This is a genomic window from Streptomyces sp. NPDC056480, assembly GCF_042795405.1.
In the GTDB taxonomy this organism is placed as follows: Bacteria; Actinomycetota; Actinomycetes; order Streptomycetales; family Streptomycetaceae; genus Streptomyces.
Genome location: NZ_JBHTSA010000038.1, coordinates 42,039 through 64,242, shown reverse-complemented (window position 1 = coordinate 64,242; position 22,204 = coordinate 42,039). Strand labels below are relative to the sequence as shown.

Annotated in this window: 18 protein-coding genes and 1 pseudogene; 7 read left to right on the top strand and 12 right to left on the bottom strand. The window is 70.3% G+C overall.

Annotated elements, in window-relative coordinates:
• Nucleotides 1-704: 704 nt before the first annotated feature.
• Both ACFQ79_RS18950 and ACFQ79_RS18945 read right to left on the bottom strand, forming a co-directional pair.
• Entirely contained in the window at nucleotides 705-2,183 is a 1,479-nt protein-coding gene (locus tag ACFQ79_RS18950) for a cytochrome P450 (protein ID WP_383584801.1), read from the bottom strand.
• A 93-nt stretch (nucleotides 2,184-2,276) separates the two neighbouring features.
• The gene (locus tag ACFQ79_RS18945; RefSeq protein WP_383584798.1) at nucleotides 2,277-2,861 is read right to left on the bottom strand and encodes a TetR/AcrR family transcriptional regulator; all 585 of its coding nucleotides are present in this window, start codon (nucleotides 2,859-2,861) and stop codon (nucleotides 2,277-2,279) included.
• Nucleotides 2,862-2,957: 96 nt separating this feature from the next.
• Here ACFQ79_RS18945 and ACFQ79_RS18940 point away from each other — a divergent pair, with 96 nt between their 5' ends.
• A complete protein-coding gene (locus ACFQ79_RS18940; protein ID WP_383584795.1) occupies nucleotides 2,958-3,353 on the top strand; it encodes a nuclear transport factor 2 family protein in 396 nt (131 codons plus the stop codon).
• A gap of 295 nt (nucleotides 3,354-3,648) precedes the next feature.
• A complete protein-coding gene (locus ACFQ79_RS18935; RefSeq protein WP_383584792.1) occupies nucleotides 3,649-4,692 on the top strand; it encodes an NAD(P)-dependent alcohol dehydrogenase in 1,044 nt (347 codons plus the stop codon).
• Between the two features lie 64 nt (nucleotides 4,693-4,756).
• On the opposite strand, the gene ACFQ79_RS18930 is transcribed toward ACFQ79_RS18935, so the two are convergent.
• On the bottom strand, nucleotides 4,757-4,990 hold the full coding sequence (locus ACFQ79_RS18930; RefSeq protein ID WP_383584789.1) for a hypothetical protein: 234 nt from the start codon (nucleotides 4,988-4,990) through the stop codon (nucleotides 4,757-4,759).
• Nucleotides 4,991-5,251: 261 nt separating this feature from the next.
• Between ACFQ79_RS18930 and ACFQ79_RS18925 the strand changes: the two genes are divergently transcribed.
• Nucleotides 5,252-6,604, top strand: coding sequence for an alpha/beta hydrolase (locus ACFQ79_RS18925; protein WP_383584830.1), 1,353 nt, complete (start codon nucleotides 5,252-5,254; stop codon nucleotides 6,602-6,604).
• A 520-nt stretch (nucleotides 6,605-7,124) separates the two neighbouring features.
• On the opposite strand, the gene ACFQ79_RS18920 is transcribed toward ACFQ79_RS18925, so the two are convergent.
• From ACFQ79_RS18920 to istA, 3 genes are all read right to left on the bottom strand, one after another.
• On the bottom strand, nucleotides 7,125-7,601 hold the full coding sequence (locus tag ACFQ79_RS18920) for a DUF1877 family protein (protein ID WP_383584786.1): 477 nt from the start codon (nucleotides 7,599-7,601) through the stop codon (nucleotides 7,125-7,127).
• Between the two features lie 88 nt (nucleotides 7,602-7,689).
• The gene (istB, locus tag ACFQ79_RS18915; protein ID WP_383584783.1) at nucleotides 7,690-8,532 is read right to left on the bottom strand and encodes an IS21-like element helper ATPase IstB; all 843 of its coding nucleotides are present in this window, start codon (nucleotides 8,530-8,532) and stop codon (nucleotides 7,690-7,692) included.
• Nucleotides 8,529-10,205 (bottom strand): IS21 family transposase, encoded by a 1,677-nt coding sequence (gene istA, locus ACFQ79_RS18910; protein WP_383584780.1) that lies wholly within the window; start codon nucleotides 10,203-10,205, stop codon nucleotides 8,529-8,531. The genes istB and istA overlap by 4 nt, the downstream gene beginning before the upstream one ends.
• A gap of 305 nt (nucleotides 10,206-10,510) precedes the next feature.
• Between istA and ACFQ79_RS18905 the strand changes: the two genes are divergently transcribed.
• Nucleotides 10,511-10,855 carry a UBP-type zinc finger domain-containing protein gene (locus tag ACFQ79_RS18905; protein ID WP_383584827.1) on the top strand — a complete coding sequence of 115 codons (345 nt, stop codon included), beginning with the start codon at nucleotides 10,511-10,513 and terminating at the stop codon, nucleotides 10,853-10,855.
• 53 nt (nucleotides 10,856-10,908) lie between these two features.
• On the opposite strand, the gene ACFQ79_RS18900 is transcribed toward ACFQ79_RS18905, so the two are convergent.
• The gene (locus ACFQ79_RS18900) at nucleotides 10,909-11,349 is read right to left on the bottom strand and encodes an SRPBCC family protein (RefSeq protein ID WP_383584778.1); all 441 of its coding nucleotides are present in this window, start codon (nucleotides 11,347-11,349) and stop codon (nucleotides 10,909-10,911) included.
• A 135-nt stretch (nucleotides 11,350-11,484) separates the two neighbouring features.
• On the bottom strand, nucleotides 11,485-12,825 hold the full coding sequence (locus tag ACFQ79_RS18895; RefSeq protein ID WP_383584775.1) for an NAD(P)/FAD-dependent oxidoreductase: 1,341 nt from the start codon (nucleotides 12,823-12,825) through the stop codon (nucleotides 11,485-11,487).
• Nucleotides 12,826-13,497: 672 nt separating this feature from the next.
• On the opposite strand from ACFQ79_RS18895, the gene ACFQ79_RS18890 reads away from it, so the two are divergent.
• Entirely contained in the window at nucleotides 13,498-14,085 is a 588-nt protein-coding gene (locus ACFQ79_RS18890; RefSeq protein WP_383584772.1) for a DinB family protein, read from the top strand.
• Between the two features lie 32 nt (nucleotides 14,086-14,117).
• Nucleotides 14,118-14,820: pseudogene (locus ACFQ79_RS18885) on the top strand (IS5 family transposase); the annotation flags it as partial.
• 31 nt (nucleotides 14,821-14,851) lie between these two features.
• Here ACFQ79_RS18885 and ACFQ79_RS18880 read toward each other — a convergent pair.
• The 3 genes from ACFQ79_RS18880 to ACFQ79_RS18870 form a co-directional block, all read right to left on the bottom strand.
• Nucleotides 14,852-15,061 (bottom strand): hypothetical protein, encoded by a 210-nt coding sequence (locus ACFQ79_RS18880; protein WP_383584769.1) that lies wholly within the window; start codon nucleotides 15,059-15,061, stop codon nucleotides 14,852-14,854.
• Between the two features lie 156 nt (nucleotides 15,062-15,217).
• Entirely contained in the window at nucleotides 15,218-15,787 is a 570-nt protein-coding gene (locus ACFQ79_RS18875; RefSeq protein WP_383584767.1) for a TIGR03086 family metal-binding protein, read from the bottom strand.
• A gap of 491 nt (nucleotides 15,788-16,278) precedes the next feature.
• Entirely contained in the window at nucleotides 16,279-17,541 is a 1,263-nt protein-coding gene (locus ACFQ79_RS18870) for a saccharopine dehydrogenase family protein (RefSeq protein ID WP_383584765.1), read from the bottom strand.
• 124 nt (nucleotides 17,542-17,665) lie between these two features.
• Here ACFQ79_RS18870 and ACFQ79_RS18865 point away from each other — a divergent pair, with 124 nt between their 5' ends.
• The gene (locus ACFQ79_RS18865; protein WP_383584763.1) at nucleotides 17,666-18,379 is read left to right on the top strand and encodes a TetR/AcrR family transcriptional regulator; all 714 of its coding nucleotides are present in this window, start codon (nucleotides 17,666-17,668) and stop codon (nucleotides 18,377-18,379) included.
• Between the two features lie 396 nt (nucleotides 18,380-18,775).
• Here the strand turns inward: ACFQ79_RS18865 and ACFQ79_RS18860 are convergent, their stop codons facing one another.
• The gene (locus ACFQ79_RS18860; RefSeq protein ID WP_383584761.1) at nucleotides 18,776-21,727 is read right to left on the bottom strand and encodes an MDR family MFS transporter; all 2,952 of its coding nucleotides are present in this window, start codon (nucleotides 21,725-21,727) and stop codon (nucleotides 18,776-18,778) included.
• Nucleotides 21,728-22,204 lie beyond the last annotated feature (477 nt).

Genomic DNA, 22,204 nt, shown 5'->3' with positions numbered 1-22,204 from the left:
CACTCCTACGTCCGACCGGTCCGGATTGCTACTGTTGCTCAGCCCGTAGGTACTGGGCCATGGGTCAAGGTGCCAACTCAGCTGCCCAAGTGCCAACGGGAGTGCTGCTCTCGGCCGGAGTCATTCTGAAACGATCAGTAAGCCATGTCGAGAGCCACTCATTGTCCCGTTGACGCGTATGGCGGCCGAACCCGAAAGCGGCTGGTCAGGCTGTTCTGGGGGTCGGGCGCCCTACCAGTGGCGCCGGACTTCTGCCGGTGCGATGTCCCAGGACGTCTCGTGCAGGGCGGCACGATCGAGCACTGTTGAGGGCCTCCACCAGGTGGCCCCGGCCCGACGGCACCCCGGCCGCCACCCTCGTGGCCGACACCCGGTCGGCCCGTCCTGCCGAGATGGCGACGCATCACCGTGAAGCCCAGCAGCGGCATCGGCCCCGCCGTCGCCCGGACTGGCACGCTCACCGTCGCGAGTGCGTAGCCCCCGTGATTCGGCGGCCACTGGAGCCCGTTCCAGAGGACAGACAGACGGTCATCGGCACGGGCTGGGACGCGTGCGAGCAGATCTTCTGAACTGGTGACCCGTCCCCGTCCCCGTCCCGCACCCTCATCCTGAGACAGCGCCTTGACCCACACGCCGCCCGGGGAGGCTCCGCGTCGCGAGCCAGGCGTTCCGGCGTCGAACACCGGTCGCGGGCATGTGGGGGATCAGCTGCGGCGCACGACCACGCTCAGAGGGGCGCGGAAGGACAGCAACCCCAGCATGGGCGGGTCTCCCTCCTCGGCGAGTACCGCATCGGGCAGCAGTCGTGCGGCCGTGCGGAGTGCCACCGCCGCCTCGGTGCGGGCCAGAGACGCTCCCGGGCAGCGGTGTCGGCCCACTCCGAAGGAGAGGTGATGGCGGATGTTGTCCCGATACGGGCGCATCACCTCGGGCTCTTCGAACACCTCCGGATCCGAGCCCGTCCCCATCAGCATGAGCAGGAGCTGCGACCCGGCGGGCAGCTTCGTCCCGGACAGTTCCACCTCGTGTGCCGTGACCCTGCGCCAGGTCGTGACCGGGGGTTCACGGCGGAGGATCTCCTCCACCCAGGCCTCGGCGAAGCCGTCCTCGGTGGCGGCCCGCGCCCACGCCTCGGGTTCGGCCAACGCGCGGAGCAGCGCCGTGGAGATCAGCTGGCCGGTGGTCGATTGTCCGGCGATGAAGACGAAGAAGCACACGGCAACGGCGGTCGAGGCATCGAGCGGCTCACCGCTGGACAGTCTGTGGCCACGGAGGGAGCCGATCAGGCCGTCCGCAGGTGCGTCCCGGGCCACCTGGGCCGCCAGCCACCGGTAGAAGTCCCCGACCAGCTCCCCGAGCCGGGTCTGCCGCTCGGCCGACGGCCAGCCGTAGAACAGTTCCAGGGCGGCGTCACTCCACGTCGTGAGCGTGGTGTCGGATATGCCGTCGACGCCGAGCAGCCGCATCATCACCCGGCACGGCAGGAGCTGTGCGTACTCGGCGGCGATGTCAGTGGGGTGGCCGGAAGCGTAGCGATCGCTGAGGTCGGCCATCATCTCCCGCGCTGTCTCCTCGATCAGCGGCACCGCCGCGCTGACGCGGTCGGCGTTGAAGAATCGAGTGACGAGCCGGCGAAGCTCGGCGTGGGTGGAGCCACTGTTGTTGGCGAGTGCGGGCGGTAGCGCGAACCGGGCCCGGGCGAGCCCGCGCAGTGTGGGCATGGAGAGCGGGGAGACGGCGTGCTGGGCGTTGTCCGGCAGGTAGGCAGCCGGATCCAGCAGGACCTGGCGTACATCGGCGTACCGGCTGACCAGCCACAATCCGGTTCCGGCGTCGAAGTGGACGGGCGCGTTACGCCGCAGGGCAGCCAGGGCGGGATGCGGATCGCGTACGAACCGTGTGTCGGAGAGGCCGGGAAGCCCCTCCGTCCCGAGAACCGGACATGATCTCGTGCCTGCCATAAGTGCTGTCTCCACGCGGTGTCTGACCGAACGCAGCGGGCGGTGCTCTTCGCGCCTGCTCGCGCCAGCGAAGACCATCGCCATGTGAACAGGCAAGTCGGGAAGAATCACATGCCCGGATGCCCGGATGCCCAGATGCCCGGATACCCGGATGCCCGGATGATGCCAGGCGGCGAGGCCGGCTCTCGTCATCCGCTGAGCGCCGGTCTTGCCGTCACGCATCCCCGAGGGCCGACCGTGTGCGCCTCGGCAAGATCGCCTTGGTGTCGGGGCTTCCGTTTCGTCCTCCCGGCGCCTGATGTGGGGCGCCTGCCGTTACAACGGCTGGGGGAGTCCGGCGTCGATGATGTGTTCGGCGAGTTCGCGGGCCGCGGCGGCGGGCGGCCGGTCCTCGGCGCGGGCGGCGCCGGTGGCGAGAAGGCCGTCGACGAGGATGAGCAGTTGGTCGGCGGCGAATTTCGGGTGCGTGTGTCCGAGGGCGGCGAACTCGTCCGTGAACAGCCCGTTGAGGGTGCGCCGGTAGGCCCGCGTGACCTCGTGGCCGGGATGCTCCCGGTCGGTGAGCGCGAGGTCGGCGGCGAGGTAGCGGCAGCCGTGGAAGTCCGGACCCGCCGCGATGCGGCCGAGCTGGTCGACGACCGCGAGGAGCCTGGCCCGCGGGTCATCGCCCACGGCGTCCATGGTGGCGCGGTACTCCGCCAGGTCCTCGGAGGTGCTGCGGCGCAGCACCTCGGCGATCAGGCCGTCCTTGCCGCCGAAGTGTTCGTACAGGGAACGGCGTGCGACGCCGGCTGCCTTGAGCAGGCTGTCCACGCCGACGCCGACGCCGTGCGTGTAGGTCAACTCCTGGGCGGCGACCACCAGGCGTTCGCGCGGGCCGGGCTTGGCGGAAGCAGTCATGGCGTGATTCTGCCAGCACTTGACGCAGTAGATCAATCGGTCTATCTATATCCACAAGCGATAGACCGATTGGTCTATCTACTCCAAGGAGGCGTCATGTCCGAGCGCAGCACCGCCGAGGTCATCGACCGTTTCAACCGCGCGTTCACCGACCGGGACGCGGCCCTCCTGGCCGATCTGGTCGCCGAGGACTGCGTCATGGAGAGCGTCCAGCCCGCGCCGCGCGGGGAGCGGGTCGTCGGACGCGAAGCCTGTACGGAGTGGTGGACGGCCCTCGTCGACGACCTCGCCACGCAGTTCACCCCGCAAGAGGTGATCGTGGCGGGCGACCGCGCGACGATCGTGTGGACGTATCGCTTCGGGGACGGACCCGACCAGTGGGTGCACGGCGTCAACGTCATGCGCGTGACGGACGGCTGGATCGCGGAGGCACTCGGCTTCAGCAAGACCGTCGGCGAGGTTCCGCTGGCCTCCGAGTGCGACGACGCGTGAAGCGGCGCGGAACCGCTTGAGCAGACCTTGTCCCTCTCCTGGCCGACCTTGTCCGCCCCCTGCTCGACTCTATCCTTCCTGCTGGCCCCGTCCCTCCTGCCCGCCCTCGGCCCCGCCCCCGCCAGCCTCGGCCACGGCCCTGACCTCGGCAGCGGCCCTGACCCCGGTCTCGCCCACGCCCTCGGCCCCGGCCCTGTCTCCGGCGTACCAGCACCAGGACCAGCACCAGGACCAGCCCCCGCACCTCCGATGGCCCGCGTACCGCCCACCACCTCATGAGAAGGACACTCCCCAGATGCTGAGTTACCACCTGTCGCACAGTGGTGCCGGGCTGTCGGGCCTTGCCGTACGCGAGCACGACATGCCCGTGCCCGGTCCCGGCCAGGCCCTGGTGGCAGTGCGGGCGACGTCCCTGAGCTTCCGCGAACTCATGGTGCTCGACGGGACCTACGTGCTGCCGGTCAAGCCCGACGTCGTCCCCGTCTCGGACGGGGCCGGCGAGGTCGTCGCGCTCGGCCCGGGCGACGCCGGCGCCGTGCGCGTCGGTGACCGCGTGGCCGCCACGCTCTTCCCCTCCTGGCAGGACGGTCCGTTCGCCGTCGAGCACCTCGCGCAGCGCGGCGGCTCGCTGGACGGGCTGCTCACCGAGCTCGCGCTGCTCGACACGGACTCGCTGGTGGCCGTCCCCGTGCACCTGTCGTACGAGGAAGCGGCGACCCTGCCGTGTGTGGCGGTCACGGCGTGGAACGCGCTCACCGGCGACGGAGCGGGCCTCGGGCGCGGAGACACCGTCGTCGTGCAGGGTTCCGGCGGGGTATCCCTCTTCGCGCTCCAGTTCGCCAAGGCCCTCGGCGCGCACGTGATCGCCACGACCAGCAGTCCCGCCAAGGCCGCACGGCTGCGCGAGCTCGGAGCCGACGAGGTCGTCGACTACGCGGCCACCCCCGACTGGGCCACCGAGGTCCGGACCCTCACCGGCGGACGGGGCGCCGACCGCATCGTCGACGTCGCGGGACTGCTCCACGAGTCGATCCGCGCGATCGCCCTGGCGGGCACGATCGTGTGCGTCGGCTTCGCCGGCAACGCGGCCGTGCCCCTCGACACCGGTGCCCTGTTCGCCTCCGGTGCCACCGTCCGGCCGATCGCCGTCGGCAGTCGCGCTCAGTTCACCGCCATGAACGCCTTTATCGAGAAGCACGGACTGCGGCCCGTGATCGACCGTGTCTTTCCCTTCGACGCGGCCGTGGACGCCTACCGTCACTACGCGACCGGCGGTCCCTTCGGCAAGGTCGTTGTCAGCCACCCCCACGCCTCCCCGAGGTCCGGCCTCCGGGAATGACCGAAGCCGACGCCTCGGAGGCCGGCGTGACCGGACGTGCTGCCTGGCCCCCGGGGCGGCCCGATCAACGGGCGAGGGGGCCGGAGCCCTCCTGGGGAACGGTCGGTCGGCCGCTGCCCAGCCTGATCTCCAGGCGCTGCTCGTCGGACGGGGCGAACACCTTGAGCCGGAGCCACGCCGGCTGAGGGCGCCGCTTCGCGCGTGCCGCCGTGGTGACCCCGTCTCCCACGTCGGCCGCAACAGAGCGCGCGAATCCCTGTGTGTACCCCTGCGGGCGGCGGCTCTGACTGCCCGTCATGGCAGGCTGCACCTGCCGGCGTTCAGGGGGATTCCCCGGTTCCGGGGTGGGGCTGGCCACCCCCCTTGCCGGGGGGCCGTGGGATGTTCCGGCGATCACCGGCTCCGTAGCGTCGTGGTCATGACTCAGACGAGATCCGGCACGCCGTCCGACGCGACGTCCGGCACGACGCCCGCCACGACGCCAGACCCGACGTCCGACATGGCACCGGGCACGGCACCTCGCACGGCCCGTACGACGCCCCGCCCCACGCGTCAGCCCATGTCCCACGCCACCGCACGCACCCGATCGGGTCGGTCCGTGCGGCGCCGGAGGGTACGCCAGTCCCTCGCCGCCGCGACTGCCGCCGTCGTCGCCGTCTTGGCCGCCGCCCCGGCGTTCGCCGCGTCCGAACTCCGTCCCGCACCGGTCCCGGTCCCGGTCCCGGTCCAGGCCCCGGCCCTGGCCCCGGCCTTGTCCCCAGCCCCGGCCCTGGTCCCGGCTCAGCAGGCCATCGGACGCGGAACTCTCCTCGGTGTCACCCCCGTAGGCGACCTGAGCAGGACCCAGGTGGCCGCGTTCCTCAAGAGCGCCGGCATCGACGCGTCGACCGTGCGCCACGGCGTACGGGGCTACCGGCTCACCTACCGGACGCTGACGCCGCAGGGGGCGCCGACGACCGCCACCGGCCTGCTCGTGCTCCCGAAGGGCGGCGAGCGGCGGCTCGACCTGGTGGCGGACACGCACGGCACGATGGTCCACCGCGACTACGCGCCGTCCGTCGCCCAGGACTTCGGTCTCTACGCGCCCTACCTGCACGCCGCCGCGGGCCGTGCCGTCGCCGCCCCGGACTATCTCGGGCTCGGCAAGGGCCCCGGCCTCCACCCGTACATGGACACCGCCTCCTCCGTCTCTGCCTCGCTCGACATGCTGAGGGCCTCCCGGACCGCCGCGGCCCGGCTCGGCAGACCGCTCACCGGGGACGTGTACGGCACCGGGTTCTCGCAGGGCGGCCAGGTCGCCATGGCGCTCGGCCGCGAACTGGCGCGTGGCACGGACCGGCACTTCAGGCTGAGGGCCCTCGCGCCCGTCGCGGGACCGTACGACCTCCGGGGCGCCGAGGTCCCCGCCCTGCTGGACGGCCGGATCAACGACATCAGCGGCGTCTTCTACATGGCGTACTTCCTCACCGCGCAGAACCGGCTCCACTCCGTCTACGCCGACCCGGCCGAGGCCTTCCGGCAGCCGTACGCGGGACACGTGGAGCAGCTCTTCGACACCCGGCACACCGAGGAGGACATCCTCACGAAGCTCCCCGGCTCGGTGAAGGAACTACTGACCGACGACTTCTACGAGCGGCTGGGCCACCCGACCGGCGGTCTGCTGGCCGCGCTCAAGGCACAGGACGGCACCTGCGACTGGAAGCCCGACGTCCCGGTGCGGCTGCACACCGCGGCGGGCGACACGGACGTGGCGATCGCCAACTCCGTCAACTGCGCGGCCGACCTGGCTCGCAACGGCGTGAGGGCGCCCGTGATCGACCACGGGAAGGCCGACCACAACGGCTCCTTCAAACTGGCGGGGCCGCAGATCGTGCGGTGGTTCGACAGGCTGGCGGCCGGCACGCACGGCTAGGCGGTGTTTTCCCGGCATTGTCGTCGGGCCCGGGTCTACGCTGCCGACGCGGCCTGACGATGTCGCTCAGGTGCGTGAGAATGGACCTGTGACCGGTCACGCTCGCAGCCGCATGCCAACAGGGATTCCCCACAGCGACGTGTCGGCCTTCCCGGTTGGTTGCCCAGGCCGTCGCCCGGGCCTTGCCAGGGCCAGGGCCCGGGCCCTGGCTGATTTCATCGGGTTGTATGAGAGCCACTGCTCCGGTGTGAATGGGAGCCAGGTGTAGGCCGTTCGTGGCGGTGATGCACTCGACCGTCGGCGGTGTTCTCCGGCGAGATTCGGAGCCACTGATCGGGTGACCGGCCGGGTCGGGCGGAGTGTCCAAGGGAGCTGGCGAGGGACTGTCGGTAGCTTGTCGGTGCGGGCCCGGGTCGCCTCCCTGACAAGTCGCGGCCAGGGCCTCGCCCTCGTCGTGGTGTCGACGTACTCCGAGAATTTCTCAGTGGGGTACGGGCGAACGGATCCAGTGAACCAGTCGCTACGGCCCATATACGCGCGTGACCATGAGGTGCCCCTCTTGAGTAGCCAACGCGTAGAAGTGCTGGAGATCCCTCAGCTTCTGCCGGACCTCGCTGATCACAAAGTCGGGCAGGTCTGAGAGCTGCTCACACGTCGTGACGATCGAGTCGATAGACAGGCCGCGGAGGAAATGTGCGACCTCGGTAACTTCCTGCCGTGTCAGCACTGTGATCAGCCCACCCGGATCGCCGACCTCTCCGAGCATGTCACCCCCCAGGACCACCAAGCTCCCCACTCCTTGGGTGGGAATGGGGACCCCGGAGATCGTGACGTTCACGAGATCCCACAACTCCCCGATCTCGCAAAAGTTACTGAAATCAGTCTCTTCTCCCCAGTCCTCCTCATCCTGAGCTGCCTCAAAGCGGCTCTCCAGGAAATCTATCCCGTGAATGAATTCGTCCTCAGTCAGACGCCATTTGGTCACCGACATCCCCATCGAGACTTCCTCCCTCTCCGCTAGGAAAACCCTGGCCGAAGACTAACGAGTCTTCGAAACAGTGAGGGAGTAGGGGTCCGGGGTCCCGTCAGTCCTGGTGGGGGAAGAGAGATTCCTGGGTTGCCTGGAGACGGTAGGACTCGGTGCCGGTCTGGATCAGTGTGCAGCGGAAGGTGATCCGGTCGGCGATGGCCGCGCAGAGGCGGGCGTCGCCGAAGGTCTTGTCCCACTCCGTGAAGGGCGAGTTCGTGGCGACCGCGGTGGCCTTGCGCTCCTCGCGCTCGGTGAAGATCTGGAAGAGCAGCTTCGCGCCCTTGCGGTCCAGGTTGAGGTAGCCGAACTCGTCCAGGCAGAGGAGATCGATCTTGCTGTAGCGGGCGATGACCGAGGACAGGCGGCGGGCCGCGTCGGCTTCGGCGAGCTCGTTCACCAGCGCGCTGGTGGTGGTGTAGCGGACCGACAGGCCGGCCTCGGCGATCGCGGTGCCGATCCCGATCAGCAGGTGGGACTTGCCTGTGCCGGAGTCGCCGATCAGCACCAGCGGGCGGCCCTCACGGACCCAGGTGGGGGACTTGAGGTCCGCGACGACCTCAGGGGTGACGTTCGGGTTCTTCGCGAAGTCGAAGTCCTCCAGCCGCTTGGGCCTGGGGAAACGAGCCAGTCGCAGCAGTCGCTGCTGACGGCGAAGATCCCGGTCGGCGAGCTCGACCTGCAGCAGGTCGAGCAGGAACTGCTTGTAGGTGGCCTGCTCGCGCCGGGCGGTGGTGGCCAGGTCGATGAACCGCTCGCGGAACGCCGGCAGGCGAAGCTCGCGGCATGCCTCGTCGATGAGCATGTCCTCAGGGTCGCCGGGCAGCGACATCCTGCGCGCAGGGACCTTGTCGGTCTCCGGCTCCTCGTCCTGGTCGGTGACGGTGACGGTCGGGCTCATGCGCCGTGGCCTTTCTGGGTCTGGCTGGTGCGGCTGGGAAGCGGGCTCAGCAGCCGGTCGTACTTGCTCATGTCGGGCAGTGCCTGGCGTGGGTCGGGCGGCAGCCGGCGCGCGTGCAGGGAGATCACCTGTGCCCCGCCCTGACCGGGCGACACCGTCGCGCTGTCCGCGGCCGTCTCACCGGGGCCGGCCAGGAGCTCGGCGTCGTCCGCGTCGGTGCCCTCCATCGCCTTGCGGGCCTCGATCGCGACCAGGTCGGTGGAGACCGACCCGATCCGCAGACAAGTCTCCATCGCCGCCACCAGCGCCTCGCCGGGCAGCTGACGGTGCAAAAGCAGCACCTCGATCAGCATCCGGGTGCCCTCGCGGTCGCCGGCCTTCTTCTTCGCCGCTGCCCAGAACGCCTCGTGGACCTTGCTGAAGCCGCCCTCCGCGCGGGCCTGGGCGAGCGCCGAGGCCCCGGCGAACGCGCCGGGCTTGACCAGCAGGATCTCCAGGTAGTGATCCAGGATGTCGTGGTAGGTGTAACGCCTGGTCAGCCTGGGGTGGCGGGCGACGACCCGGTGTCCGTCGAATACCCACAGCTCGTTCGCCCGCAGCTTGACCCGGACCTTCGTGCCGATGAACTTCGCCGGCACCGAGTAGTAGCACTGCCTCACCGTGATCCGGGAGTTCCGCGCGACCGTCGGCGTCAGGTCGATCCCGCAGTCGTAGCCGTCCGCCGGCAGCGGCCGCAGCTTCTCCCGCTCGGCCTCGAAGTCGAACCCGATCGATGTCGGGCGGCCGTGGACGTGCCGGGCGTCCTCCGCGACATCGATCGCGGCCAGCCGCTCGTTCAGCTCCGCCAGCGACTCCACCTGAGGCGGCGGGACCAGGTGCTTGCGGCGGAACCGGCCGCCCTCGTGCTCCACCCCGCCCTTCTCATGGGCGCCGTCCTGGCCAGGAGCGCAGTAGAACGCGGAGAACTGATACCAGGACTTGAACGACGCCCACCTGGCCGACTCCAGACGCGAGCGGCCGAACAGCACCTGCTTGACCGCGGGCTTGAGGTTGTCGTACCGGATGTGGACCGACGGCACCCCTCCCAGCACCGCGAACGCCTCCACATGCCCTTCCAGAAAGGCTTCCTGGGACGCGGTCGCATAGACCCGGTGCACCGCCTTGCCCGAATACGACAGTCGCAGCGTGAACAGCACGCACTTGCGCCGCTGCCCGGCCAGGTCCAGCCAGAAGTCCGCGAAGTCGACCTCCGCCTCCTCGCCCGGCCTCTTCGCCTGCGGGACCATGCCCTCCAGATGCCGGCGGCCCTCCAGAGCCTCCGCACGGATTTGCGGCCGCCGCTTGGCCACGTAGTCGTAGACCGTCGTCAGCCCGGCCATCTCGAAGTCGTGCTCCGCCGCGAGACGCTCCATGATCCGCGGGATCGTGTGCTTCTGCTTCGCCGGCGCCTCCAGGTCCTCGCGCAGCATCGCGTCGATGAAGCCTTTCACCGGCTCCAGCACGCTCGGCCGCGGCGGCGGCGACTTCCGTTTCGGCGGCACCGGCGACTCCAACGCCTTCCGCACCGTGTTCCGCGACACCTTGAACCGCACGGCGAGCTCCCGCCCCGACAGCCCCTGCTCGCGATGAACCCGGCGGATCTTCTCGAACAGCCACTCACGTGACCTGTGCACCAGCGGTCTCCCTGACCTGGACCGTGATCAACAGGCACAGCGTGACGGCCAACCAGCGCAACCCCGCTCGATTACTCCGAAAGCGGCATGTTCCACACCATCACACCAACTGGCTCCCGATCTCGCCGGAGATCCACCGGCTTCCGAACGGGCCGGAGTCGTGGCTCTACTTCACCCCGATAAAAACAGGGCCCTGGCCCTGGCTGCCTTCCGGCCTTGTGAAGGGGAAGGGACAGACGATGAACCGACGTGACGGTGACGCAGGGCCGGAAGAGCACCACGGCGCAGGCCGCTCCGTCTGGACCGTGGCGCATGACGGCGGCCGCCCGGAGCACGGACGTGTCTGCGCGCATGCCGCGGCCGTGCCTGCAGTGCCGGACCTGCCGGCCGACGGCTGCGTCGAGTGCCTTGCCTCCGGTGGAACGTGGCGGCGGCTGCGCTGGTGCACGACGTGTGGGCACGTCGGGTGCTGCGACAGCTCGCCGGGCCGCCACGCGTACGCCCATCACGAGTCGACGGGCCACCCCGTCGTCCTCTCCCTTGCGGCGGACGAGGACTGGGCCTGGTGTTTCGAGGACGAGGTCTTTCTCGTCCTCGAAACACCTTCTCGAAACAGCTCCCCGGGAACCGGGCGGGCGACCGGGCGCTGAAGCCGGGCTGAACGGAACTGGCAGGAGCTGAGCCGAAGACGCGGTGGACTCCGTCACGGACGCCGTTGTGTGGCTGCGGTCGGGAGGCGCGCGGCGACTTCGTCACCCAGGCGCTCGAACTCGGCCCTGAGGAACGGTGTGGCGAGCTTCGCCAGTCCCTTGAACCGCAGCGACGCCCGGTAGTTCAACCGGGTGAGCGAAGCGGACGCGGCCTCGAATGCGAGATCGTCCGTTGCGGTCACGGTCTTGTTCTCCCCGACGAACACCAGACGCGAGGGCTCGCGCGCCACGAGCCGGTACTCGAGGTGGGTGGTGCGGCCACGGAAGCGCGAGGTGTTGCGCCACCGGGCCCCGGGCCGTACCGGCCCCGCGTCCAGACGCACACAGCTCACGGTCCCGGGGTCCCACTCCTCGGTACGGCTGAAGTCCTCCAGGTACGCGACGAGCTCGTCCAGAGGCAGCCCGACGACGAAGCTCCGTTCCACCGTGATCACCGTACCGACCTCCACCCTCTCGTGACCGGGCGAGCGCCTGTACCGGACGCCTGCCTCTCATCACTTCCCCGACCGGGCCAGAGACGGATGCACTCTCCTTTGTCACGTTCTGGCCGAGCCGAAGAATCTTGTACGTCAGCGTCCCGTGCCGTGTCCAGTGTCGGGTCCCGTGTCGGGTCCTGTGCCGTGTCCCGTGCCGCTTCCCGTGGCGCGTCCAGCGCTGCCTCCCGTGTCGCGTCTCGCGTCGGCCAGGACCTCGCGGGCGGCCCGCGTGCCTGAGGCGAGAGCGCCCTGGAGCGAACCCGTGGCTCGGTGGTCACCGCATACGTACCGGCCCGGCGCGACGCGAGTGGTCTGTGACAGGGGGTGGGGTGCGGGCATCGCGGGCAGGGCGTCACGAACGGTGACCCGGTGGACGAGCTCCCACGCTCCCGTATCCGTGTCGTACACCTCGCCCAGGGCACGGACCACGGCATCCACGGCCTGGGCGTCGGGCGTACCGAGGACCGAGGTGGACACCAGCGCCCGGCCGTCTGGGGAGTATCGAGGATGGACGGCGGTGAGGACGCAGGTGTTCAGGAACCGGCGCCGTGAGTCGACGACGAGAACGGGTTCGGGCAGGGGCGGATTCGCGGTTGCGTGGTAGAGCGTGGTGACGATCCGCCCACGGGGTACGGCGAGGCCGGGAAGGAGTTCGGCGGCGGCGCGTTGCCCGGTCGCGACGACGACAGTGGGGGAACGGACCTCGGCGCCGTCGGTCAGCCTCACCCCCTGCGGAGTGAGGGCGGCGACGGGGGAGTCGGTCCGCAGCACGTCCGGGGGCAGCCGGGAGGCCAGCTGAGCGGGCACCGCACCGATGCCGTCCGCGGGGAGGCACAGCGTGCCGCGCAGCATGCTCCGCCACACGAAGTGGAAGAAGCGGGCCGAGGTCTCCAGGTCGTCCTCGAGGAAGACTCCGGAGAGGAAAGGCCGGAAGAACGTCTCCACGAGGTCGGGGGACACGCCGGCATCGGCCAGGGCTGTGAGGGTCGTGCTGTCGGGCCGCGCCCGCAGCCGGGCGGCCGGTGCGAGGACGTCGCGTGCCGTCAGAGCGCCCAGGGCAAGCAGGTCACGGCCGGAGGCCAGCCGGCCGGGCAGGAGGTCGCGGCTTTCACGGAAGCGCCGACTGGGGTCGGTGAATCGGCGCATCCCGTCGTCGGTGTGCACGAGGACGCCGGGTGTGAACGGCCGCAGCCTCAGCGCCCGCAGGTCGAGGCGGCGCTTGACCTGCGGGTAGGCCGTGTTGAAGACCTGGAATCCTCGATCGACGGTGAAACCCGCGATCCGGTCCGTACGCATCCGCCCGCCCACGGTGTCGTCGGCTTCCAGCAGCCGCACACGCAACCCGGCGGCGGACAGGTCCGTGGCGCAGGCGAGCCCCGCGGCCCCGGCCCCGACGACCGTCACGTCGCACAGCTCGTCGTCCGTCGTCCCCATGTCCGGCCGTCACTCCTCGTCCCTCGTCCCGGGCTGTACGCCGGCCGTCCAGGACCGCCCCCGGGGCCCGCCACGTTACGCGGGAGCGGGCGCTGCCGGTCCGGGGCGCGCCGCGCCGACCGGTGTCGTCGCAGAGGCCCTCGCGAGGGCAGGGGAGTTGCGACCGTAGAGGTCGGAGATTGCGGCATACGTGGGGGCGCACGCTCTTCTGCCGGCGGTGCCTGTCACAGCCGGCCCGGGACTTCGTCCTCTCGCAGTAGCCGTTCCCGGACCGAGGGAGCGCGGTCGAAGAGCCGCCGGACCCGCATCCCCCCTTCGCGTGAGGTCACTTTCGGCAGGGGAGTGAAGTCGTTGGGAATCACATCCAGCAGGCTCAGCACACGGTCTCCCGTACGCAGGGCGATCAACAGTTCCCACCGCACGTGACGTGGAACGTCCGGGCGGTGGGACAGGCTGTGCCACAGGGCCGGCCACAGATAGTGGGTGCCGCCGGGGCGCCGCATTCGCTCGCACCCAGGCCGGGCCGGGCCAGGCCAGGTCTGCTCAGGTCTGGTCAGATGAGGTGAGGTCAGGTCAGGTCGGCGACCGAGGCCAGGCCTCGGCCCTGCCTGCGGTCGCGGACCACGTGCGCGATCTTGAGACCACGAGCAGCCCATGGCAGGCTCATGCCGCATGATCGATGAATTCGCGAAAGGCAACCTGCACGGGAGACTGCGGCGGGACCGCAAGGCGCTGCTCTGGAAACTCGACGGCTTGTCCGAATACGACGCCCGTCGGCCTTTGACAGTGACGGGGACCAACCTCCTCGGCCTGGTCAAACACGTCGCCAGCGTTGAGGCGAGGTACTTCGGCGAGGTCTTCGACCGCCCTTCCCCGGAACCGCTGCCCCGCTGGCAGGACTCCGACGGCAGCGATCTCTGGGCGACCGAGGACGAGACCCGCGATCAGATCATCGGGTTCTACCGGCGCACGTGGGAACACTCGGACGCGACGATCAACGAGCTGCCCCTCGACGCCCCGGGCCACGTGCCGTGGTGGCCGGAGCCTCATTCCAACACGAATCTGTTCGCCATCATGGTCCATGTCCTCGCCGAGTCCGTCCGGCATGCCGGGCACGCCGACATCCTGCGCGAGGGCCTCGACGGCCGGACCGGGTTGCGCGCCGAACTCGACAAGCCGATCGACGAAGAGGCCCGTGCAGCCCACTGGGCGAAGATCGACCAGGCCGCGAGATCGTCCGCCGAACCTTTCAAGGCCTAGGCACTGTCCGGCGGACCATGTGACTGTTGGATTATGAACGGCATCGCCGCTGGTCGGCGGACGGAACGTGGGGCCGGGTGCTTCAAGGGGGCCAGGCTGACGCCGGTCTGGCGGGCCGCAGCGATTGGGGCATGGTCGGTGTCGATTCGACGTCCTGCCGTGCCCACCAGCACGCGGCCGGAGCCCGTAAGTCCAGGCCGCGGGTCCCGAAAGGGAACGACGCCCCGGCACCACCGCCCCGATGAGAGTTTCGGGCGGTCCCGGCGTGGCCTGGCCTGACGTGCAAGATCCACCTCGCCGGCGAGGGCGGCTGTCGCCCCCTGGCCCTGTTGATCACGCCGGGCCAGTGGGGTGATGTCCCACAGATGATCGAGGTCCTGAACCGGATCCGCGTTCCACGACCGTTGGGTGGACGGCCACGTACCCGGCCCGACCATGCAAGCGGCGACAAGGCATACAGCTCCCGCCGTAATCGCAGCTACCTGCGAAGACGCCGCATCAAGCACACCATCCCGGAGCCGAAGGACCAGCGAGCCAACCGCCAACGACGAGGCAGTCAGGGTGGTAGGCCAACACGCCTCGACCGTGAGCACTACCGGCGTCGCAACGAGGTCGAACGGACTATCAACCGGGCCCAAGAACTCCCGTGCCGTCGCGACTCGTTACGACAAACGAACCTACGTCTTCCACGGAACCGTTACCGCAGCAACCGTCCGCCTATGGCCGCGCCCGTGATCCGAAGGACGGGATCGGGGGACGGAAACGCTCAGTGCGTGCGGAATGCCGCCTGCAAGGCGTCCTCAGTGGGAGCTATGACAACCGCGTTTCCCTGAAGCTCTGCAGGAAGGAGACGACGCTCACTCTCGTGGAGGATCAGTGCCTCACCGTCCTGGGGGACGATCGAGGCCCCGAGGACTGCCGCCAGCCGGGCGAGCACGCCGAACATCGCGCCACGGGCGAAGTGCGTCGCCGTCACGCACAGCATCCCGCTTTCACCACGAGGCTCGTGATGCAGGTCCGCCTCGCCCCCATCCCTGACGCCGGCCCTGGCTGCCGATCTGTCGAAGCGTCCGGTTTCCGAGGAACTCCGGGACATGGCCGACCCGTCGAACTCCGCGACGCGGACCGGGCTTCAGGGCGTGCGGCCGCTCGTCGCGAGGGCGCGGGTGAAGGCGGGGGCGTCGGCGCCGACCGGGGCCGGGGCAGCGAAGCCTTCGTACGCGCGGTACATCTCGGCGTAGCGCTCGACGACGTCGAGAAGGTACGTGCCGGTGTCCTCCGGCAGCGTGAAGTCCTGGCCTGTCGCGCGGGCCAGATCCCAGCCGTGCAGGGCGAGTTCGGCGAGGAGCATGGCGGCGATCTCGTCGGCGGGCATGGTGTTGCCGCCGCCGAGGTCGATGTCACCGTCCCACGCCTCGGGCTTCGCCCAGGCGGCGAGTGCCCGGTCGAGCTGGGCGGCGTACTGCTCGGGCCAGTCGGTGTCGCTGGTGAAGTCGCGGGCGACCAGCTCGTCGGGGAGCTGGGTGCGCAGGGCGCGGTGCTCGAGGCCGTGTGCGGTGTACAGGACGAGGTGGTTGGCGAGCTCGCGGACGGTCCAGTCGGTGCAGCCTGAGGGGCCGGCGAGCTGCTCCGGGCTGATGCCACGGGTGACCCGGGCGGCTTCGGCGGCGCTGCTGGCGAGGTGTGCGTGGATCTCGTTCATGTCGCCCACGCTAGGGACCCCGTCCACGTCGGTCTTGAACTTTTCCGACACGTCTTCCGCGTCTCTGACGTCTCCCACGTCTGCCACGTCTCCCACGTCCTCGGACGGGTTCAACTGCCCGCCTTCCGGATGGGCGGCACGGCCGCCGTGGTCGCCTGGGCGGCGGTTGTACGAGACGGGGTGAGGCGCGCGCCGAGGAGGTGTCCGTTTACGGTGCAGTTCCGCCGGTGCCCGCCCGCCCGCGCGCCGCCGCCCGCCCGCGAGCCGCCCCCCCCCGGGAGCGGGGACCGCCCGGCGTCCCGGAGGCGGCTTCCGCGGGGGAGCGGCCGTCGCCTGTCGGGGCCGGGCTTGCCCCGGGAGTCGTCGACCGATCTGCGGTGGGGAGGCGCAGGTGCAGGCGCAGGTGCAATGGGGGACCACAGCAGCTCACCGCTGCGTGGCGGGCGCACCCACTCGCTTTCCGGCGTACGGGGGTACCGGCCCGGGGGACGTCAGGCGCGGCCGGGGGTGTCGGCGGACGTGGGGGTCGGCTCCTGCTCGCGGAGGGCCCAGGGGGAGCCGTACGCGGTGAGCAGGTCGAGGAAGGGGCGTGGCGGGAGGGCCTCGGGGCCCAGGACGCCGGGCCCGGACCAGGCGCCGGTGGCGAGCAGTTCGAGGGCCACCACCGGGTTGACGGCGGTCTGCCAGACGACGGCCTGGGAGCCGTACTCGCGCATGGACCACTGGTTGTCGACCACGTGGTAGAGGTACACCTCGCGGGGCAGGCCCTCCTTCGTGCCCTTGACCCAGGTCCCGGCGCAGGTCTTTCCGGTCATCCGCTCCCCGAGTTCCGCCGGGTCCGGCAGGCAGGCGGCGACCACGTCGCGGGGCGAGACGCGGGCGGGGTCGCCGTCCTGGCCGCGGACGGTGACCGGAGCGGTGGAGTCCAGGCCCAGGGCGTGCAGGGTCTTGAGCTTGTCGATGAAGTCCTGGCCGAGGCCGTACTTGAAGGTGACCCGGCGGGTATCGACCCAGCGCGGGATCAGGAGGACTTCCTCGTGCTCGACGTTGACGCACTCGACGGGGCCGATGCCCTCGGGGAAGTCGAAGACCTCCGGCTCGCTGAACGGGGCGGTGGTGAACCACCCGCGCTCCTGCTCGTACACCACGGGAGGGTTCAGGCATTCCTCGATCGTCGTCCAGATGTTGAAGGACGGTGCGAAGTCGTAGCCCTCGACGGACAGGTCGGCGCCGTCGCGGATGCCGATCTCCTCGATGTCGTCGAAGAGCTCGTCGGCCGCGTAGCGGGCGAAGACGTCCGACAGGCCGGGCTCGACACCCATGCCGACCAGCGCGATGCGGCCCGACTTCTCCCACTCGGCGGCCCGCTCGAACTGCTCGTCGCCGAGCTTCACCCCGCAGACGCTGTGCGGGTCGTCGGGATGCGGTCGGGAGAGGGACATGGCCATGTCGAGATAGTGGCTGCCCGCCGCCAGCGCGGCGTTGAACAGGGGCATCACGAAGCGCGGATCGGTGGCGTTCATCAGGACGTCGCACCCGCGCTCGGTGAGCAGCCGGGTGACCGCCGCCTCGTCGGAGGCGTCGACGCGGCAGGCGCTGAACCGTGTCTCGTCGCCGCCCAGGGCCGCGACCGCGGCCTCGGCCCGGCCCAGGTCGTAGTCGGCGACGACGAAGCGGTCGAAGAAGCCGCGGCGGGCGGCGATCTTGGTGATCGCACTCCCGACGCCGCCGGCGCCCACAAGCAGAACACGCATGGCTGAGTCCTTTCTCGGTGAGGCGGGTGCCTCAGGGGGCTGATGGAACCCGGTGCTCCGAGTTAAGGTCAATGATGTTGGCATAAGGCGGCAGACCCGGACGGCGACACGGAAGAGTGCGGCGATGGCGAAGGAAGTGGTCCCTGAGGGGGCCCGCAGGCGGCGGCGCCCCACGCGGCAGGGGACGGTGCTGTCCGAGCGGCTCATAGTCGAGACGGCGCTGCGGATGGTGCGCGAGCACGGGAGTGCGGGCCTGTCCGCCCGGCGGCTCGGTGCCGCGCTGGGGGCGGACCCCAGCACCCTCTACCGGTACTTCGACGGCATGGACGGGCTCACACGCGCCATCGGTGAGGAGCTGATCGGCCGGGCGCTGGCCGGCTGGGCCGCGACGGGGCAGTGGCGTGCGGATCTGCGCTCACTGGGCCTGCGCATCCACGGCGCCTACCTCGCCCATCCGCAGGCCGCACTGCTGACCGCGAGCCGGGTGACCGGCCGGCCGCGGGAGATCGCCGCCGACGAGGCGATCCTCGGGAGCCTTCGCGGTGCGGGTTTCGCGGATGCGGACGCGGTGCGGATCTATCACGCCTACATCGATCAGTGCCTGGCCTTCGCGGCGCTCGACGCGGGCGCCCTCGCGCTGACGGCGAAGGCACGTGAGGCGGACGAGGAGATGTGGGAGTCGACGTATGCCCGACTGCCGGCTGACACGTACCCGAACATCGCGGCCACGGCCGGGCTGCTGGCCGAGCGCATGCCCCACAGCGCGTACCCGGTCGCGCTGGACATGCTGCTGGAGAGCGCCGAGCGCCAGCTGGCGGCCGGGGACGCCACCGGATGAGCGGCAGGGGACGCCGCCGGATGAGCGGCCGGGGACGCCACCGGTTGAGCGGACGGGCCTCTGCCGGTTGAGCGGCCCGGGCTCTGCCAGCTGGCGGCCGGGGGACGCCGCCAGTTGAGCGGACGTGCCTCTGCCGGCTGGGCGGACGAGGCCTCTGCCGGCTGAGCGGACAGGGCCTCTGCCGACAGCGTCGAGCCCTGCGCGGCGCACGGATCACCTGATCGCTTTCCTGCCCTGTGCACAGTGTTCACAGTGTTCACGGCGTCCACGGTGCGCCCGTGTGAGACCACGGCCGTGGACACGCTGCGGACGTCGCCCGCACCGCCCACATCGAGCGTGATCGGGCTCGCCGACGTCCCCACGACCAAGAGTGGGAGGGTACTGGTCACCGGCCGGCTACTGTGCCAGCCGGAGTGCGAGGCCCTCGGCCGCGTGACTGCCCAGGGGGAACGGGATGTGGCCGATCACGGGCCCGGCTGCGATCGCAGCCCCGGTGACCGGCCCGAAGCCGTGCTCGGCCATGAGACGGCTCGCGACCGGATTGGGCGTCCCGGCGCCGACGGCATGCCAGAGGGTCAGGTCCGTGCCGAGCTTCGTCATGGTGACGTTCTCGGCCCGCAGCAGGCGGCTGATCTCCTGAACCAGCTCCATCCCGCGAAACTCCGTCGGTATGCGCTCGACGCGGCCGTTCACCACGAGCAGCAGACCGCTCGCTCCGCTGCGGTCCGATGCCGTCTGCGTGGGGGCGGACCAGTCCGCCGGGTACGGCGACGGCGCGTTGCCCGCGTCGCTCTCCGAGGGCCTCGCCCTGACCATCAGTCCTCCGACCAGCGCTCCCACCAGCAGGGAACCGACCTCCAGGTACTGGAGCAGGGGGTCGTTGCCCAGAAAGAGGAGTCCGGCTCGGTGTCCGGCAGCTCCGGCGAGCACCGCGAATCCGAGCTCGACGCCCAGGTGCTGGTTCACCATGACGAGAGCGGCCCGTCCGCCGGAGTCATGCGCGGCGATGCCCTCCATGACGGTCGAGTAGAGCACCGTGCCGGCCGTGCCGACACCGAGGCCGAGGCAGAGCAGGTTGGGGTAGGTGCCGGACACGGAGCCGCCCATGGCCAGCTGGACGAGCGGCCCGACCGCCGCGACGAGCAGACCCGATACCAGCAGGGTGCGCGGCCCGACACGAGGCAGCAGCCTGGGGGCGATCAGCAGGGAACCCACGAGGAACGAGGCGGTCATCAGAAGGAAGGCCGCGACCGTGGGTACGGTCCCGATGTTGGCGTTCAGGAAATCGTCGAGGGGCGCGGTCACGGTCGACAGGGCGAGCCCGATCATGAACAAGGTGACCGAGGCGCCGACACCGTCGCGGGTCCTGGCCGGGTAGGTCGGCAGGATCGCGTTCCGGGCCTTCGACTGCCGCCGGGCGAAGGCTGCGATCAGGACGATGCCGCACACGACGGGCAGGAACGCGATGGGAGCCCCCCATCCGAACGCGCCGGACTTCGCGAAGCCGAAGACGAGGGCACCGACGCCGAAGGTGCTCAACAGAGCACCGAGCATGTCGAAGCCGGCGCGATCGCGAAGGCCGGACCGGTCACGTACCAGGGTGGCGGTGCCGACGAGGGCGATGAGGGCCAGCAGGACGGTGAGGTACATGGACATGCGCCAGGAGGCCACAGAGGTGAGCGGCACCACGAGGAACATGGTCAGTGCGGAACCGCCGAGGGCGACCACGGAGTAGAGCCCGACGGCCCTCCCGCGTGCCCTCGGCTCGGAGAACCGGGTGGCGACCAGGCCGAGGGAGGCCGGGGTGATCAGGGCGGCGAAGACGCCCTTGAGGACCTGGCTCCACACCAGCGCGGCGGGCCCGGGGGACACCGCGCCGACCGCGGTGCTGACCGCGAAACCGGTCAGGCCGACGATCAGCGTCGGTTTGCGGCCGATGAGGTCCGCGAGGTGCCCGCCGACGAGCAGCAGGGCGCCGAAGGCCAGGGCGTAGCCGACGTACAGCCACTGTTCGGAAGCATGGTCGAGGCCCATGTCGGAGCTGATCTCAAGCAGCAGCCGGGGCGTGACCGTCGACATGTCGAGCACTACGACCAGTTGCGCGACCACGGCCATCGCAAGGCCCCACCCGCGCCTGGTGTGGGGACCTTCGTCACCGTCCGCCTGACCGGAGGGCGCGGCCGGGGGCCGGGGGCCGGGCAGCGTGGCCGCCGGTGGTCCGAATCCCGCCACGGGGCCGGAGTTCGCCGGGGCGGTCGGATCGTAAGGGTTCGGGGTGTACGGAGCCGGTGATGAGGCCGGCGGCAGGGGGTACGAGGTGGGCAGGGGAATCGAGGCCGCCGGGGGATACGAGGTCGGCAGGGGCGGTGCGGCTGAGGCGGCGGCCTGGGCCCGCGGGTCCGGCTGCGCGCCTCGCACCTGCGCGCCTTGCCCGTGCTCGCCTCGCACCTGCGGGGTGAAGTCCAGCAGCTCTGCTGCCCGACGGCCCAGGTGGGCCAGTACCGACCCGGGCAGCCACTCCTCGGCCCGGTCCGTAGCCGTGTGCTCGATCACCTGGGCAGGCGTGGGCCGCTGCGCCGGGTCCTTGTTCAGACAAGCGCGCACGAGAGCGACGAGTGAGTCGGGTACGCCGGTGAGGTCCGGCTCCTCCTCGGCGATCCGGAACAGGTGCGCGTTCAGCCCGGTGTCCGTGGCACCGAAGAGAAGGCGTCCGGTGGCGGCGTAGACGAGGACCGCGCCCAGGCAGAAGATGTCATTGGCCGGGGTGAGTTCGTGCCCCCGGACCTGCTCCGGAGACATGAAGCCGGGGGAGCCGATCAGCATGCCGGTGCGGGTGAGCAGGCTGTCCCCGCCGATGCTGTCGAGCGCTCGGGCGATCCCGAAGTCGATGACCCGAGGGCCGTCGACGGTCACCAGAACGTTCGAGGGCTTCAGGTCACGGTGGATCAGACCCGCTTCGTGAACGGTCTGCAGAGCGAGGGCGAGACGATGGGCAAGGGTGTGCACCGAGTACTCGGGCAGCGGACCGAACTCCTTGCCGACCACGGTGGTCAGGTCGGGGCCGGGTATGTACTGGGTCGCCACCCAGGGCACGGCCGCCTCGGTGTCCGCGTCCAGGACGGCAGCCGTCCAGTTGCCGCCCACCCGCCTGGCCGCGGCGACCTCGCGAGCGAACCGCTTGCGGAACTCGGGATGCTGGGCGTGGTCTGCCTGTACGACCTTCACCGCGACCGTACGGCCGAGATCGGACCGGCCCAGGTAGACCAGGCCCATTCCGCCCTCGCCGAGACGGGCTATCAGGCGGTAGGGGCCGATGTGTGTGGGGTCCTGCTCCGTCAGCTGTTCCATCGCGAAGAGGTCAGCCCTTCACACGGGGGCTCAGCCTGTGGCCGAACGCTGTGTCCAGGGCGTTCCCCGTCGGGTCGATCGGCGTAGGGTCGATCGGCGTAGGGTCGATCGGCGTCGAGCGGGCACCCGAGGCGGGGCCGCTGACGGAGCGGCGATACGGCAGGACGCTCTTCGACGCGCAACCCTGCTTCGTCGAAGGCCTGTCGACCCTGTTGCGCACGCCATGTTGTGCGGCGAGAGCGGCTGCGTGCGTGGCCTGCCGCTCGGTGCGCAGGCGCGCTGTCTCGTCCCTGGCCATGTGGTGTTCCCCCGTCGATTGGATGAGGAGATCCAAAGTAGAGCAACTACCCTTGGTGTAGACCCGGTTGCTGGAAAGACTCTCCGCATCCCGTCGACGCGCCGAGGCCGGAGTTCGCCTGATCGTGGACAAGGGGGACGACGCACCGGCGAGGCAGGTCATCCGGGTGTCGTACGGTG